The organism is Pseudomonas sp. LPB4.O, assembly GCF_038383825.1.
In the GTDB taxonomy this organism is placed as follows: Bacteria; Pseudomonadota; Gammaproteobacteria; order Pseudomonadales; family Pseudomonadaceae; genus Aquipseudomonas; species Aquipseudomonas putida.
Genome location: NZ_CP151298.1, coordinates 2,493,533 through 2,508,357, shown reverse-complemented (window position 1 = coordinate 2,508,357; position 14,825 = coordinate 2,493,533). Strand labels below are relative to the sequence as shown.

Annotated in this window: 15 protein-coding genes; 12 read left to right on the top strand and 3 right to left on the bottom strand. The window is 62.7% G+C overall.

Annotated elements, in window-relative coordinates; translation table 11 throughout:
- The first annotated feature begins 176 nt into the window (after positions 1-176).
- A complete protein-coding gene (locus tag MRBLPB4O_RS11235; RefSeq protein ID WP_341798458.1) occupies positions 177-1,802 on the top strand; it encodes a methyl-accepting chemotaxis protein in 1,626 nt (541 codons plus the stop codon).
- Positions 1,803-1,940: 138 nt separating this feature from the next.
- Here the strand turns inward: MRBLPB4O_RS11235 and MRBLPB4O_RS11230 are convergent, their stop codons facing one another.
- On the bottom strand, positions 1,941-3,347 hold the full coding sequence (locus MRBLPB4O_RS11230; protein ID WP_341798457.1) for a cytosine permease: 1,407 nt from the start codon (positions 3,345-3,347) through the stop codon (positions 1,941-1,943).
- A gap of 317 nt (positions 3,348-3,664) precedes the next feature.
- On the opposite strand from MRBLPB4O_RS11230, the gene MRBLPB4O_RS11225 reads away from it, so the two are divergent.
- The 10 genes from MRBLPB4O_RS11225 (at position 3,665) to MRBLPB4O_RS11180 (ending at position 12,758) form a co-directional block, all read left to right on the top strand.
- Complete coding sequence (locus MRBLPB4O_RS11225; protein WP_341798456.1) at positions 3,665-4,150, top strand: flavin reductase family protein; 486 nt, start codon at positions 3,665-3,667, stop codon at positions 4,148-4,150.
- A 75-nt stretch (positions 4,151-4,225) separates the two neighbouring features.
- Positions 4,226-5,266, top strand: a complete 1,041-nt coding sequence (locus MRBLPB4O_RS11220; RefSeq protein WP_341798455.1) for an LLM class flavin-dependent oxidoreductase — start codon at positions 4,226-4,228, stop codon at positions 5,264-5,266.
- A 265-nt stretch (positions 5,267-5,531) separates the two neighbouring features.
- Positions 5,532-6,128 (top strand): amino acid synthesis family protein, encoded by a 597-nt coding sequence (locus MRBLPB4O_RS11215; RefSeq protein WP_003256068.1) that lies wholly within the window; start codon positions 5,532-5,534, stop codon positions 6,126-6,128.
- 68 nt (positions 6,129-6,196) lie between these two features.
- Entirely contained in the window at positions 6,197-7,030 is an 834-nt protein-coding gene (locus tag MRBLPB4O_RS11210; protein WP_028613140.1) for an alpha/beta fold hydrolase, read from the top strand.
- Positions 7,027-8,508 carry an aldehyde dehydrogenase gene (locus tag MRBLPB4O_RS11205; protein WP_341798454.1) on the top strand — a complete coding sequence of 494 codons (1,482 nt, stop codon included), beginning with the start codon at positions 7,027-7,029 and terminating at the stop codon, positions 8,506-8,508. The genes MRBLPB4O_RS11210 and MRBLPB4O_RS11205 overlap by 4 nt, the downstream gene beginning before the upstream one ends.
- 12 nt (positions 8,509-8,520) lie before the next feature.
- Positions 8,521-9,006: a flavin reductase family protein gene (locus tag MRBLPB4O_RS11200; RefSeq protein ID WP_016487520.1), complete on the top strand. Its 486-nt coding sequence runs from the start codon at positions 8,521-8,523 to the stop codon at positions 9,004-9,006.
- Positions 9,007-9,068: 62 nt separating this feature from the next.
- On the top strand, positions 9,069-9,458 hold the full coding sequence (locus MRBLPB4O_RS11195) for a carboxymuconolactone decarboxylase family protein (protein WP_023047056.1): 390 nt from the start codon (positions 9,069-9,071) through the stop codon (positions 9,456-9,458).
- An 88-nt stretch (positions 9,459-9,546) separates the two neighbouring features.
- A complete protein-coding gene (locus MRBLPB4O_RS11190) occupies positions 9,547-10,299 on the top strand; it encodes a GntR family transcriptional regulator (protein ID WP_016499259.1) in 753 nt (250 codons plus the stop codon).
- A gap of 2 nt (positions 10,300-10,301) precedes the next feature.
- On the top strand, positions 10,302-10,865 hold the full coding sequence (locus MRBLPB4O_RS11185) for an NUDIX hydrolase (RefSeq protein WP_049275823.1): 564 nt from the start codon (positions 10,302-10,304) through the stop codon (positions 10,863-10,865).
- An 81-nt stretch (positions 10,866-10,946) separates the two neighbouring features.
- The gene (locus tag MRBLPB4O_RS11180; RefSeq protein WP_341798453.1) at positions 10,947-12,758 is read left to right on the top strand and encodes an ATP-binding protein; all 1,812 of its coding nucleotides are present in this window, start codon (positions 10,947-10,949) and stop codon (positions 12,756-12,758) included.
- A gap of 23 nt (positions 12,759-12,781) precedes the next feature.
- On the opposite strand, the gene MRBLPB4O_RS11175 is transcribed toward MRBLPB4O_RS11180, so the two are convergent.
- A complete protein-coding gene (locus tag MRBLPB4O_RS11175; protein ID WP_341798452.1) occupies positions 12,782-13,414 on the bottom strand; it encodes a LysE family translocator in 633 nt (210 codons plus the stop codon).
- A gap of 66 nt (positions 13,415-13,480) precedes the next feature.
- Positions 13,481-14,095 (bottom strand): LysE family translocator, encoded by a 615-nt coding sequence (locus MRBLPB4O_RS11170; RefSeq protein ID WP_016499255.1) that lies wholly within the window; start codon positions 14,093-14,095, stop codon positions 13,481-13,483.
- A gap of 111 nt (positions 14,096-14,206) precedes the next feature.
- On the opposite strand from MRBLPB4O_RS11170, the gene MRBLPB4O_RS11165 reads away from it, so the two are divergent.
- Positions 14,207-14,659: an Lrp/AsnC family transcriptional regulator gene (locus MRBLPB4O_RS11165; protein WP_341798451.1), complete on the top strand. Its 453-nt coding sequence runs from the start codon at positions 14,207-14,209 to the stop codon at positions 14,657-14,659.
- Positions 14,660-14,825: the final 166 nt, after the last annotated feature.

Below are 14,825 nucleotides of genomic sequence, written 5' to 3'. Positions count from 1 at the left end.
GTTACATTGAATGACTGTTCAACAATGATGGCCATATGGCATCATTTAAAGAAAAACCATGCAAGAGGGTGAGAAAAATCTACTAACCCGCAGTGCATCAAGAGCCTGGCGCCACCTCGGTGTCCTGGCTTTGCGGCCAGCTCCTGACGCCTGCAGCCACCGTCAAGGAGCATTCCATGCAGTTACGGAATTTGAAGATCGGCATTCGCGCTGCCGGCGTATTCGCCCTGTTGGGCATCCTGGTCCTGGTCATGGGCCTTACCGCACTTTACGAAACCCGCCAGATGGACGAGGCCACCGACGAAATCCGAGTCACCTGGATGCCCGCCGTGGTAGCGCTGGGTGAGATCAGCAGCAACCTCGGGCGCGCCCGCGCCGTCACCCTGCGCGCCGCACTGGACGACAACCCCGCCGAACGTTCTCGCAACCTGCAGATGCTCGATGGCATCAATGCCGAGCTCAAGGACGGCTTGAAAGACTACGCCGACACCATCATCGCCGCCGACGACAGCGCCCTGTTCAACACCTTCGATGAGGCGCACCGACAGTACCTGGACCTGCAGGTGCGCGTGCTGCAGGACATTGCCGCAGGCCGCATGGACGAGGCCAAGCAGCAGATAAGCGGCCCGCTCACGCAGCGCGCCGACACCATGATGAAGGCCATGACCGCGCTGATCGCCTATAACAGCAAAGGTGCCGAAGAGGCCTCGCAGCGCAGCAGCGATGTGGCCGACGAAGCGTTCACTGCCATCATCGTCTCATTGCTGGTGATCATGTTTGCCCTGGCCGCCATTGCCACCGTGCTCACCCGCAGCATCGTGGTGCCGCTGGCCGATGCCGTGGCTGTCGCCGAACGCGTAGCCACCGGCGACCTCACACGCGAAATCAGCGTTACCGGCCGCGACGAGCCCGCCATGCTGTTGCGCGCCCTGGGCCGCATGCAGGGAAGCCTGCGTGACACCTTGCGCAAGATCGCTGCGTCGTCCGACCAGCTGGCTTCGGCCTCGGAAGAACTGCACACGGTCACCGAAGACACCAGCCGCGGGCTGCACCAGCAGAGTGCCGAAATCGACCAGGCCGCCACGGCCGTCAACCAGATGACCGCTGCGGTCGAGGAAGTGGCCAACAATGCGGTCAGCACCGCCGATGCCTCGAAAGGCGCCGACCAGACCACCCGCGATGGCCGTGACCGGGTCAACCAGGCACTGGCCTCCATCCAGCACCTGGTGGCCGACGTGACAGGTACCTCGACCGAAATCGAACAGCTGGCCAGCAATGCCAATGAGATCAGCCGCGTGCTGGATGTGATCGGCGCAATTGCCGGGCAGACCAACCTGCTGGCACTGAACGCCGCCATCGAGGCCGCGCGCGCCGGCGAGGCGGGCCGTGGCTTTGCCGTGGTCGCCGACGAAGTCCGCGCCCTCGCCCACCGCACCCAGCAATCGACCGCAGAGATCGAGCAGATGATCGCCGGTATCCAGAACGGTACCGAGCGGGCCGTGACGGCGATGCACAGCAGCCAGGGGCGTGCGACGGGCACGCTGGAAGTGGCCCAGGGCGCCGGTCAGGCATTGGAAGTGATTGCCGAGGCGATTGCTTCGATCAACCAGCGTAACCTGGTGATTGCCAGCGCTTCGGAGGAGCAGGCGCAGGTGGCGCGTGAAGTCGACCGCAATTTGGTGAACATTCGCGACTTGGCGATGCAGACGTCGGCGGGGGCCAACCAGACGAGCGCGGCGGCACAGGACCTGTCGCGGTTGGCGGTGGATTTGAACGGCATGGTGGCGCAGTTCAAGGTTTGATCCAAAACAGCTGGGGCCGCCTTGCGGCCCATTCGCAGCACAAGGCTGCTCCTACAAAGAACCGCGTACGCCCTGTAGGAGCGGCCTCGTGTCGCGAAAGGGCAGCAAAGCGGCCACTGTTACCGCAACATCAATCTGTCAGTCGTTGACACTCACAACCCGCCCCGCCTGCTCGGCAGCCTTGCCGCGAGTCGCCAGGCAGTAATACAGCGGCACCGTCACCAGCAGCCCGAACAGCCAGGACAAGTCCGCCCCTTCGACAATGTTCGAATACGGCCCCACATACAGCGAAGTATTGGCAAACGGCAGCTGCACCAGGATGCCGCAGGCATAGGCAATGATGGCGTGATGGTTGAAACGGCCATAGATACCGCCGTCGGCACTGAAGATCGACGCAATGTCGTACTGGCCCTTCTTGATCAGGTAGAAGTCGATCAGGTTGATCGAAGCCCACGGTACCAGCACAAGCAGCAGCGCCAGGATCAGGCCGATGAACTGGCCGATGAAGTCCGCCGAGGCGTTCAGTGCAACCATCCCGCAGCCCACCAGAATCACCGTGGCCAGCATCACCCGCACCTTGATGCTCGGCGTCCATTCGGCGATGAAGGTCTGGATCGCGGTGACGATCGACAGCACCGCGCCATACAGGTTGAGGGCGTTGTGGCTGATGATGTTGAGTAGGAACAGCACCATCAGAATCGGGCCCAGCCAGCCGGTGGCCTGCTTGACCGCGTCCATGGCGTCGGTACCTTCCGGCACGCACAGCACCGCCACGGCACCAAAGCTGAAGCATAGGATCGTGCCCAGGGTCGCGCCGAAGTAAGTGGCCCAGAACGGCCTGGCAATGCCCACTTCACGCGGCAGGTAACGCGAATAGTCGGACGTGTACGGCGAGAAGCTGATCTGCCAGATGGTGCCCAGCGACACCGTGGCGATAAAGCCCGACAGGTTGAATGCACCACGGCTGAAGAAGTCGGCCGGCAGCTCCTGGGCGAACATCATGATGAAGCCCGCCAGCAGCGCGGACCCCATCACCCAGGTACCGATGCGGTTCAGGACATGGATGAAGCGGTAGCCGATCACGCCAATGGCAGTGGCGCTCAGGGCACCGATCACGATCGCACCCGGCATCGGCATGCTCGGGGCAATGCCGTGAATGGTCTTGCCCGCCAGCACGATATTGGAAATAAAGAAGCCGACATAGATCAGCGCGGTGAAGAACACGATCAGCAACGCGCCGTAGCGGCCGAACTGGCCACGGCTTTGCACCATCTGTGGAATGCCCAGCTGCGGTCCCTGCGCAGAGGCCAGGGCGATGACCACGCCCCCGACCAGATGGCCCAGCACAATGGCGATCAGCCCCCACAACAGGTTCAGGTGGAACACCTGGACCACCATGGCGCCGGTAACGATAGGCAATGGCGCAATGTTGGTACTGAACCAGAGGGTGAACAGGTCGCGCGCCTTCCCGTGGCGCTCGGCAGGCGGAACGTAATCGACCGTGTGATTCTCGACAAACTGGTGTTGCGATGACGGTTGGGACATAGGATTCAGCTCGAAAGGTCGTTTTTATCTTTGTAAGGAAACCGCATCTAGGCGGCCTCTCAGCTGCGGACCATATTATGGTATTCCAAACTTTTGACAACACTGATCCGCACGAAAAAGCGTCCACTGATCTGCTTTGGAAACCCCTGCGACAAACCGCCTCACCGCTCTAAGCCACGTTCCACGTGGCTTAGAGCCGTTCATCGCGCAATACCCTTGCTTGAAAATTCCGCTTGCAAAATAGGTATTACGGTATACCATCAGACACATCAACGATAAAAACCGCGGACCACCGCAGCCTTTTAGAGGTACTCCCGATGATCGACGCAACCGTCTACAAGCACGTCCTGGGCTCCTTCCCGTCCGGCGTTACCGTCATCACCACCCTGGACGACGACGGCTCGGTTGTCGGCCTGACCGCCAGCGCCTTCTCCTCCCTGTCGATGGACCCGCCGCTGGTGCTGTTCTGCCCCAACTACACCTCCGACTCCTACCCGGTGCTCATCAAGCAGAAGCGCTTTGCCATTCACCTGCTGTCCGGTGAACAGCAAGCCGAAGCCTATGCGTTTGCCAAGAAGGGCAAGGACAAGGCCAGCGGTATCGAGTGGTCCATGAGCCAACTGGGCAACCCGATCCTGGCCGGCGCCACCGCCGTTATCGAATGCGAACTGTGGCGTGAATATGAAGGTGGCGACCACGCCATCATGGTCGGCAAGGTGCATAACCTGATCGTGCCCGAAGAAGCGCCACGGCCGATGGTGTACTGCCGCGGCAAGATGGCCAGCCTGCCGGCCTTTGCCTGAAGCCTATTCTGAATCGTGACCACTGGTGCCCACCCTGCCAGGCGCCAGCCCCTTTCAAGCGTTGAGGAAAGCCCCATGAAATTTTCGTTGTTCGTACACATGGAACGTTGGGATGAACAGGTCAGCCACCGCCAGTTGTTCGAAGACCTGACCGAACTGACCCTGATGGCCGAAAACGGCGGTTTCAGCACGGTATGGATTGGCGAGCACCACGCCATGGAGTACACCATTTCGCCAAGCCCGATGCCGCTGCTGGCCTACCTGGCCGCGCGCACCGAGAAGATCCGCCTGGGCGCCGGCACCATCATCGCGCCGTTCTGGAACCCGATCCGCGTCGCCGGCGAATGCGCCCTGCTCGACGTAATCAGCAATGGCCGCATGGAAGTGGGCCTGGCCCGTGGCGCCTACCAGTTCGAGTTCGACCGCATGGCCAATGGCATGCCGGCCACCGACGGCGGCAAGGCGCTGCGCGAGATGGTGCCGGTGGTACGCAAGTTGTGGGAAGGCGACTACGCCCATGACGGCGAAGTCTACAAGTTCCCCACCTCCACCAGCGTGCCGAAGCCGTTCAACGCAACGCCGCCGATGTGGATCGCTGCCCGCGACCCGGACTCGCACAACTTCGCCGTGGCCAACGGCTGCAATGTCATGGTCACCCCGCTGATGAAGGGTGACGAAGAAGTGCTCGACCTGAAGAACAAGTTCCAGGCCGCCCTGGACAACAACCCGGACGTGCCGCGCCCACAACTGATGGTGCTGCGCCACACCCACGTGCACAGCCCGGCCGAGCCAGATGGCTGGAAAATCGGCGCCCAGGCCATTTCGCGCTTCTACCGGACGTTCGATGCCTGGTTCGGCAACAAGACCGTACCGGTCAACGGCTTTCTGGAGCCGAGCCCGGAATCGAAGTTTGCCGAAGTGCCGGCATTCCAGCTGGAGAACATCCGCAAGAACACCATGATCGGCACCCCGGAAGAAATCATCGCGCGCATCAAGTACTACCAGGAGCTCGGCGTCGACGAGTTCAGCTTCTGGTGCGACAACAGCCTGCCCCACGCCGAAAAGAAGAAGTCGCTGGAGCTGTTCATCAAGGAAGTGGTGCCGGCGTTCGCCTGAATTCCCATTGCCTGAATCATTGCGGGACGCGCCCGCTCCCGTGGGCCCCTTCGGCCTGCGTGAGCGGGCTTTTTTTTGAAACCTGTGCAGTCCCTGTGGGAGCGGGCAAGCCCGCGAAGAGGCCAGTACAGACAGCAGAGAAATCAAGGCATCAGGCCACCTTTCGTCCCCCCACCGAGAGAAATTTCCAGACACCTCTTGCACAACAAATATTATGGTATACCATCAGACAACAAGAGCTGATAACCCTCACCAGGAGCCACCCATGAGTTTCGAAATCCGCAAGATCGTCACCTACTCCGAAGAGACCCGCATCGAAGGCGGCAAGGCCACCGACAAGCCGGTGACCATGGTCGGCCTGGCCGTGGTGATCAAGAACCCATGGGCCGGTCGCGGTTTCGTTGAAGATCTGAAGCCCGAAATCCGCGCCAACTGCTCGGAGCTGGGTGCACTGATGGTCGAGCGCCTCACCGCTGCCATCGGCGGTGCCGACAAGATCGAAGCCTACGGTAAAGCTGCCGTGGTCGGCGCCGACGGCGAGATCGAGCATGCCTCGGCCGTGATCCACACCCTGCGCTTCGGCAACCACTACCGCGAAGCGGTCCAGGCCAAGAGCTACCTGAGCTTCACCAACAAGCGCGGCGGCCCTGGCACTTCGATCCAGATCCCGATGATGCAGAAGGACGACGAAGGCCTGCGTTCGCACTACATCACCCTGGAAATGCAGATCGAAGACGCCCCGCGCGCCGATGAAATCGTCGTGGTGCTGGGCGCTGCCGACGGTGGCCGCCTGCACCCGCGCATCGGCAACCGCTACATCGACCTGGAAGAACTGGCTGCCGAAAAAGCCAACGCTCAATAACAACAACCAAGACGGGCCGGGGCGTGGCGTGCTTTCCCGCCGTGCCCGACCTTCAAGGAGCGCCCTCCATGATTCAGCCTGTCGCTGAACGTACACCTGCCGGCACCAGCTACCTGTCCGTAGGCCAGGGCCAACCCGTGGTACTGATCCACGGCGTAGGCCTGAACAAGGAAATGTGGGGCGGTCAGATCGTTGGCCTGGCCAACGACTACCGTGTCATCGCCTACGACATGCTCGGCCATGGTCAAAGCCGCGTACCGGCTGCCGACACGCCACTGGAAGGCTACGCCGACCAGCTCGCCGAACTGCTCGACCACCTGCAAATTCAACAAGCGACCGTGATCGGCTTCTCCATGGGCGGGCTGGTTGCCCGTGCCTTTGCCCTTAACTACCCGCAGCGCCTGGCTGCACTGGTCGTGCTCAACAGCGTGTTCAACCGCACCCCCGAGCAAAGTGCCGGCGTGATCGCCCGCGCTGCCCAGGCGGCCGAGCTGGGCCCCGACGCCAACGTCGATGCTGCCCTCGACCGCTGGTTCAGCCGTGAATACAAGGCTGCCAACCCGGCGCAAGTCGCCGCCATTCGCCAAGTGCTGGCGAGCAACGACCCGCAGGGCTACCACACCACGTATTCGCTGTTTGCCACCCAGGACATGTACCGCGCCGGCGACCTGGGCAGCATCCAGGTGCCGACGCTGATCGCCACGGGCGAACTCGACTCGGGCTCCACACCGGCCATGACCCGCCAGCTCGCCGCCAGCATCCCGGGTGCGCACAGTGTGGTCCTCGCCGAGCAACGGCATATGATGCCGGTAGAAGCACCCCGTGAAGTCAACAAGATGCTGCTGGACTTCCTCGCGCAAGCCCGCACCCTCACCGAATCCGCCAAGGGGATTGTTGCATGACCCTCGTTCGTTTCCAGATGTGCATCGACGGCCAATGGCGCGATGCCCAGAGCGGCAAGACCTTCGACAGCCTCAACCCGGCCACCGCCCAGGCCTGGGCACAGCTTCCCGACGCTGACGAAACCGACGTCGAGCTGGCCGTGCAGGCCGCCCAGCGTGCCTTCGAAAGCAAGGAATGGCGCAGCATCACTGCCACCGCGCGTGGCAAGCTGCTGCGTCGCCTGGGTGACCTGATTACCGAGAACAAGGAACACCTGGCCCAGCTGGAAAGCCGTGACAACGGCAAGCTGATCCGCGAAACCCGCGGCCAGGTCGGCTACCTGCCAGAATTCTTCCACTACACCGCAGGCCTGGCCGACAAGCTTGAAGGCGGCACCCTGCCGCTGGATAAACCCGACCTGTTCGCCTACACCGTGCACGAGCCCATCGGCGTGGTGGCCGGGATCATCCCGTGGAACAGCCCGCTGTACCTCACCGCGATCAAGCTGGCCCCGGCCCTGGCTGCCGGCAATACCATCGTGCTCAAACCTTCCGAGCACGCCTCGGCGACCATCCTCGAGCTGGCCCGCCTGGCCCTCGAAGCCGGCTTCCCGGCTGGCGTGGTCAACGTGGTCACCGGCTACGGCCCAACCACCGGCGCAGCACTCAGCCGCCACCCGCTGGTGCGCAAGATCGCCTTCACCGGCGGCGCCGCTACAGCCCGCCATGTGGTGCGCAGCAGTGCCGAGAACTTTGCCAAGCTCTCCCTGGAGCTAGGCGGCAAGTCGCCGAACATCATCTTCGCCGACGCCGACCTGGACAGCGCCATCAACGGTGCAGTGGCCGGCATCTATGCCGCCTCCGGGCAAAGCTGCGTGGCCGGTTCGCGCCTGCTGGTGCAGGACGAGATCTTCGATGTGTTCGTCGAGCGCCTGATTGCCCGCGCCAAGCGCATCCGCATCGGCAACCCGCAAGACGACGCCAGCGAAATGGGCCCCATGGCCACCGCACAGCAGCTGGCCGTGGTCGAAGGCCTGGTGGCTGCGGCCAAGGCTGAAGGCGCCAAGTTGCACATGGGCGGCAAGCGTGCCGAGGTCGACGGTGACGGCTGGTTCTACGAGCCGACCCTGTTCGAGTGCGACAGCAACTCGATGACCATCATGCAGGAAGAAGTGTTCGGCCCGGTCGCTGCGGTCATCCGCTTCAAGACCGAAGAGGAAGCCCTGGCCATCGCCAATGACTCGCAGTTCGGCCTGGCAGCCGGCATCTGGACCCGCGACCTGGGCCGTGCCCATCGCCTGGCCCGCGACGTGCGCTCGGGGATCATCTGGGTCAACACCTACCGCGCCGTGTCGGCCATGGCGCCAATTGGTGGTTTCAAGAACAGCGGCTACGGCCGTGAGAGCGGCATCGATTCGGTGCTGGCCTATACCGAGCTGAAGACCGTGTGGATCAACCTGTCCACCGCGCCGATGCCCGACCCGTTCGTGATGCGCTAGGAGGAACACGAGATGATCGAACCCGGCATCTACAAAGACGTGATGGGCTCTTTCCCGTCCGGCGTCACGGTAGTCACCACCCTGGACGCCGACGGCGCCATTGTCGGCATCACCGCCAGCGCCTTCAGCGCGCTGTCGATCGACCCGGCGCTGGTACTGTTCTGCCCCAACTACGCCTCCGACACCTACCCGATCCTGCGTGACAGCAAGCAGTTCGCGATTCACCTGCTGTCCGCCGAGCAGACCGCCGAAGCCTATGCCTTTGCGGGCAAGGGCAAGGACAAGGCCAAGGGCGTCGAGTGGCACTTGAGCGAGCTGGGCAACCCGCTGCTGGCCAAGGCGACGGCGATCATCGAGTGCGAACTGTGGCGCGAGTATGACGGCGGTGACCACGCGATCATCGTCGGCGCAGTGAAGAACCTGGTGCTGCCGGCCGAGCCGGTGACGCCGATGGTTTATCACAAGGGCAAACTGGGCGCCCTGCCGCCCCTGGGCTGACCTTGAGACCGCCGGGGCTGCTTTGCTGCCCCCGTTCCCTTTTTTCTTCCGGAGTACGGCACATGAGTAACGAGAAGTACGACAAAGGCCTGGCCATCCGCACCCAGGTGCTGGGCGAGGATTACGTCAACCGCTCGATCCAGAACGCCGACGAGTTCACCAAGCCGTTGCAGGAGCTGGTCACCGAATACTGCTGGGGCCACGTCTGGGGCCGCGAAGGCTTGTCGCTCAAAGAGCGCAGCATGATAAACTTGGCCATGATTTCCGCGCTCAACAGGCCCCACGAGCTCAAGCTGCACATTCGCGGTGCATTGCGTAATGGCCTGAGCCGTGAACAGATTCGCGAAATTCTGCTCCAGGTCGGTATTTATTGCGGCGTACCCGCGGCGGTGGACAGTTTCCGCCTGGCCCGTGAAGCGTTTGCCGAAGCCGATGCGGAGTCAACCCGATAACAACGGGCTGTTCGAACCACTGCATGGAAAGCCTCGGTTCGGGGCGTTCCGCGATGTTGGCGCAACAGCCTCTTAAAGAGCGCACCTGATGAAACGCCAGCCACTCGACGACAGCTTCAAGGTCAACCGCAACCCCGTTACCCTGCGTGAAATCGTGCTAGACAAGCTGCGCGCGGCGATCATGAACTTCCACCTGCTCCCGGGCGACCGCCTGGTCGAGCGCGACCTCTGTGACCGCCTTGGCGTCAGCCGCACCTCGGTACGCGAAGCCCTGCGTCATCTGGAGTCTGAAGGCCTGGTGGAGTTTGCCGACGCCAAGGGCCCGCGCGTGGCCATCATCACCCTGGAAGACGCCCGCGACATCTACGAGCTGCGTTGCGTGCTCGAGGGCCTGATCGTGCAGCTGTTCACTCTCAACGCCAAGGCCAAGGACATTCGTGCCCTTGAACGTGCGTTGGAGGTCAACCGCGAAGCGCTGGAAGAAGGCGAGCTGCAACAGGTGCTGGATTCGGTACAAGGTTTCTACGATGTGCTGCTGGAAGGCTCCGGCAACCAGGTGGCGGCCCAGCAGCTGCGCCAGTTGCAGGCACGCATCAGCTACCTGCGGGCCACCTCGGTCTCGCAGGAAAACCGCCGTGGCGCCAGCAACCGCGAAATGGAAAAGATCGTCGAAGCCATCAAGGGCGGCGACCCGCTGGTGGCCCACCAGGCTTCGGTCGACCACGTCCGCGCTGCCGCCAAGGTGGCCCTGGACTACCTGCGCCAGAAGCAGGATGACAACCCCAAGGTGCGCGACATCGTCGAGCCCCTGGCCCTCAAGGAACCCCGCATAGGTCGCTGATCATGCCTACCGCCCCGCGCTATTGCCCGCACTGCACCACGGAACTGGCCCGGGGCGTTCCCACAGGCGACACCCACGAACGCCTGCACTGTACCGGCTGCGGCTACATCCACTACATCAACCCGAAGATCATCGCCGGCTGCATCATTGAGCGCGATGGCAAATACCTGTTGTGCCAGCGCGCCATCCCGCCACGCCCCGGCACCTGGACCTTGCCGGCCGGGTTCATGGAGGCTGGCGAAACCACCGAGCAGGCTGCGCTGCGCGAAGTCTGGGAAGAAAGCGGCGTGCGTGCCGACATCGTCTCGCCCTACTCCATCTTCAGCGTGCCGAAAATCAGCGAGGTGTACATCATCTTCCGCGCCAGCGTCACCGAAGAAACCGGGCAGTACGGGCCGGAGACCCTGGCGTACAAGTTCTTCGAACCCGACGAGATTCCGTGGGACGAGATCTACTACCCGGCAATCCGGCAGATTCTCGAGCGCTACATCCTTGAGCGGCAGGCTGGGGTGTATGGCATTTACATGGGCAATGATGACACCGGCAAGGTGCACTTCATTCGCTAGCACAGACCACCACAAAATACTCGCCAACCGTCTATTCTCGGTGCACCCTAAAGACCTTGAAATAAAGGACCGACAGAGCACATGGCGAAATGGCTAGACGGCGGCGGGCTGATGGCCGAACGCATCCGCAACCACGACTGGGCCAGTACCCCCCTGGGCCCACTGGAACATTGGCCCGATGCGCTGAAGACCACCATGGCCCTGTGCCTGGCCTCGCGCTTTCCGCAGGCCGTACTCTGGGGCCCTGACCTGCTCACCCTGCACAACGATGCCTTCACCCAGATTCTCGGGCGCAAGCCCCTGGCCCTTGGCATCCCCTTCCGCGAGGTGTGGCAGGAAGCCTGGGCCGACATTGGCAGCATGGCTGACCGTGCCCTGGCTGGCGAAGCGGTGTACATCGAAGACTTTCCGCTGATCATCGACCGCAACGGCGGCCCGGAGCGGGCCTATTTCACCTTCTGCTACAGCCCGATTCGCGGCCTTGATGGCGAGGTGCTGGGCATGATCGACACGGTCACCGAAACCACCACCAGCGTGCTCGCCAACAAGCGCCTCAACTTTCTCGACGCACTCGGCCGTGCCATAGCCGACGCCACCGCCGCGGACCAGATCCTGGACACCACCACGCGCATGATGGTCGAGCACCTGAGCCTTTCCAGTTGCGCGTATGCGGTGATGGACGCTGACGAGGACGGTTTTACCATCTGTGGCGACGCGGTGGCCCCCGGCTCGCCGAGGCTGGTGGGCCAGTACCAACTGCACGACTTCGGCCGTCTGGCACTCAGCCGCCTGCGCAGCGGCCTGCCGCTGGTGATCAACGACAACCTCAGTGAACTGGCCGCCGACGAAGCCGCCACCTTCCAGGCCATCGGCATTACCGCCACCATCTGCATGCCGCTGATCAAAGGCGGCCGCCTCATCGCGCTGATGGCGATCCATGACAACGCACCGCGCACATGGACACCCTACGAACAGGCGCTGATCAGCGAAGTGACCGAGCGTTGCTGGGCGCATATCCAGCGGGTTCAGGCCCATGCCGAAGTGCGTGAGGCCATGGCTGCACTGGAGGCGCTGAATGCCACCCTCGAACACCGCGTCGACGAGCGCACCACCCAGCTGGTGCACACCGAGGCAGTGTTGCGCCAGGCCCAGAAGCTGGAAGCCATCGGCCAGCTGACCGGTGGCGTGGCGCACGACTTCAACAACCTGCTGACGATCATTCGCTCGTCGTTGCACTTTCTGCAGCGCCCCAACCTTGATGAAAAACGCCGCGAGCGCTACATCAAGACCATATCTGACACAGTCCACCGTGGTGCCAAACTGACCGGCCAGCTACTGGCCTTCGCCCGCCGCCAGGCCCTCAGCCCCGAAGTGTTCGAGGCCGGGCCACGGCTGGAAGCCATGGCCGACATGCTCGACACCGCCACCGGGGCGCGCATCCAGGTCGAGCTGCAACTACCGCAGGCGCCGTGCCACATCCGCGCCGATCTCAGCCAGCTGGAAACCGCGGTGATCAACCTGATGCTCAACGGGCGCGACGCCATGGCCGGCGAAGGCACCTTGCAGCTGCGCCTGCAGGCTGACCAGCGTCTGCCTGCCCTGCGCGGCCAGCCTTCACCGCCAGCCCGGTTCGCGGCGATTTCGGTGAGCGACAGCGGTGTGGGTATTGCCGCCGAACTGCTGGAGCGCATCTTCGACCCGTTTTTCACCACAAAAGCCCCGGGTGAGGGTACCGGGCTCGGGTTGTCGCAGGTGTTCGGTTTTGCCAAGCAGTCCGGGGGCGATGTACAGGTAGCAAGCATCCCCGGCCAGGGCACCACCTTCACCCTTTACCTGCCACAGGAGGATCCGCCTGCGGCCTCGGCCGAAGACGCCTCGGCCAGCAGCCACTGATACCATTGCAGCGCAATGGACGATCAACGGCGCCCTTCTGCCAGCATGCGCAGCGCCAGCCCTGCCAGCACGGTGCCCATCAACCACCGCTGAACCTGTTGCCACAGCGGCCTGCCAGCCAGAAACACGGCGATGGACCCAGCCATGACCGCAATCATCGCGTTGACCGTGACGCTGATGGCGATCTGTGTCGAACCCAGCACCAGCGACTGCACCAGTACGCTGCCATGGCCCGGTTCGATGAACTGCGGCATCAGCGACAGGTACATGACGGCGATCTTAGGGTTGAGCAGGCTGGTGGCAAACCCCATTGTGAACAGCCGCCGCGGGCTATCGGCGGGCAGTTCACGGACCTGGAAGGGTGAACGGCCACCGGGCCGCAGCGCCTGCCAGGCCAGGTACAGCAAGTACAGCGCGCCACCGATACGCAGCGCGTCGTAGGCAAAGGGAACTGCCATTACCAGCGCCGTGATGCCCAGGGCCGCGCAAAACATGTAGATGACAAAGCCCAGAGCCACACCCCCCAGGGAAATCAACCCGGCCTTGCGGCCCTGGCAGATCGAACGGGAGATCAGGTAGATCATGTTCGGCCCCGGGGTCAGCACCATGCCGAGGCAGATCAGGGCGAAGGTAAGCAGTTGGGTGGTTTCAGGCATGGGGCACATCCTGGTTGTGCGTGGGTTTGCGGCGAGTGTATCTGAAGCCATTTGTCACGGGTGAAATCAGTTGATCTGCCCGGCTATCAAACCCAGGGCCACGGTAATCATCGCCACCCCCGATACCCGCCCGACCAGCTTCGCCGCCCCCGGCCGGGTGCTCAGCACGGCTTTGGCGCCATAGCCGACCAGTGAGTAGATCACCAGCGAGCTGCACAGGTGCACCAGGCCTAGCAGCAAGATCTGCAAAGGCACCGGCCAGCTCGACTGCGGGTCGGTGAACTGCGGCAGCAAGGCCAGGAACAGCAGGAACACTTTCGGGTTCAAGCCGCTGACGCAAAACCCTTTCAACGCCCAACGCGAACCCGACTCCCCCTCACCACCCTGCCCGGCCTCGGGCAATGCCGGGCTCAGCAACAGGTTGCCGCCCAGCCACAGCAGGTAGCTGCACCCTGCCAAGGTCAGCAGGGTGAGCGCCAGCGGGTGGCCTGCCAACAGGCTGCCTACACCCGCAGCCACCACCAGTGTCGCCAGGAAATGCCCCGACAACATTCCCGCCACTGCGGGCATCACCCAGCGCCCGCGCATGCCTGCCGAAATGGCGTAAGCCCAGTCTGCACCGGGGGTAATCACGAACAGCATCGACACGGCCCAAAATGCCGTCAGCACACTGATAGCCACTTGAATCTTCCTTATCTACTGCCTTGGGATGTCGAAAGATTACGGATTCCGCTCGGGGATTTTCTTTCGTATATTCCCTGCAATCGTTCAATTACCGGAAGATCCTTCTCAATGGACAGAACTGACAGAAAAATACTTGCCGAGCTGCAAAAAGACGGTCGGCTGTCGGTAACCGAGCTGGCCGAGCGTGTGGGGCTCAGCCTGTCGCCGTGCCATCGGCGCTTGAAGGCACTGGAGGAGTCCGGGGCGATACTCGGCTATCACGCCCGCCTGGCGCCGAGCGCCTTGGGGCTGAACTTTGCTGCGCTGGTGTTCGTGACCCTGCGCGAGGTCACCCGCCAGCCAGTGGCGAATTTTGAAGCGGCACTTTCGGAGATCCCGCAGATTGTCGAAGCGCAGCGGTTGTTTGGCGATCCGGATTACCTGCTGCATGTGGTGGCCAAGGACCTACCGGCGTTTCAGAAGCTGTACGACGAGAAACTGACCAGCATTCCCAACGTGAAGCGCCTGAGCTCGACCCTGGTAATGAAAGAAGTGATTCAGGACCGGTTGCTGCCGATGTAGCTCCATCGCCTGTAGTGGCCCTTTCGCGGGCTCGGCCGCTGCCACAGGTTCACCACAGGTACTGAACGCTGCGCCATACCTGTGGCATCGGGCAAGCTCGCGAAAGGGCCGATACAGGCAACGATTCAGCTGCCCTGAAAACGCGCATCACGCACCATCAAAGCCC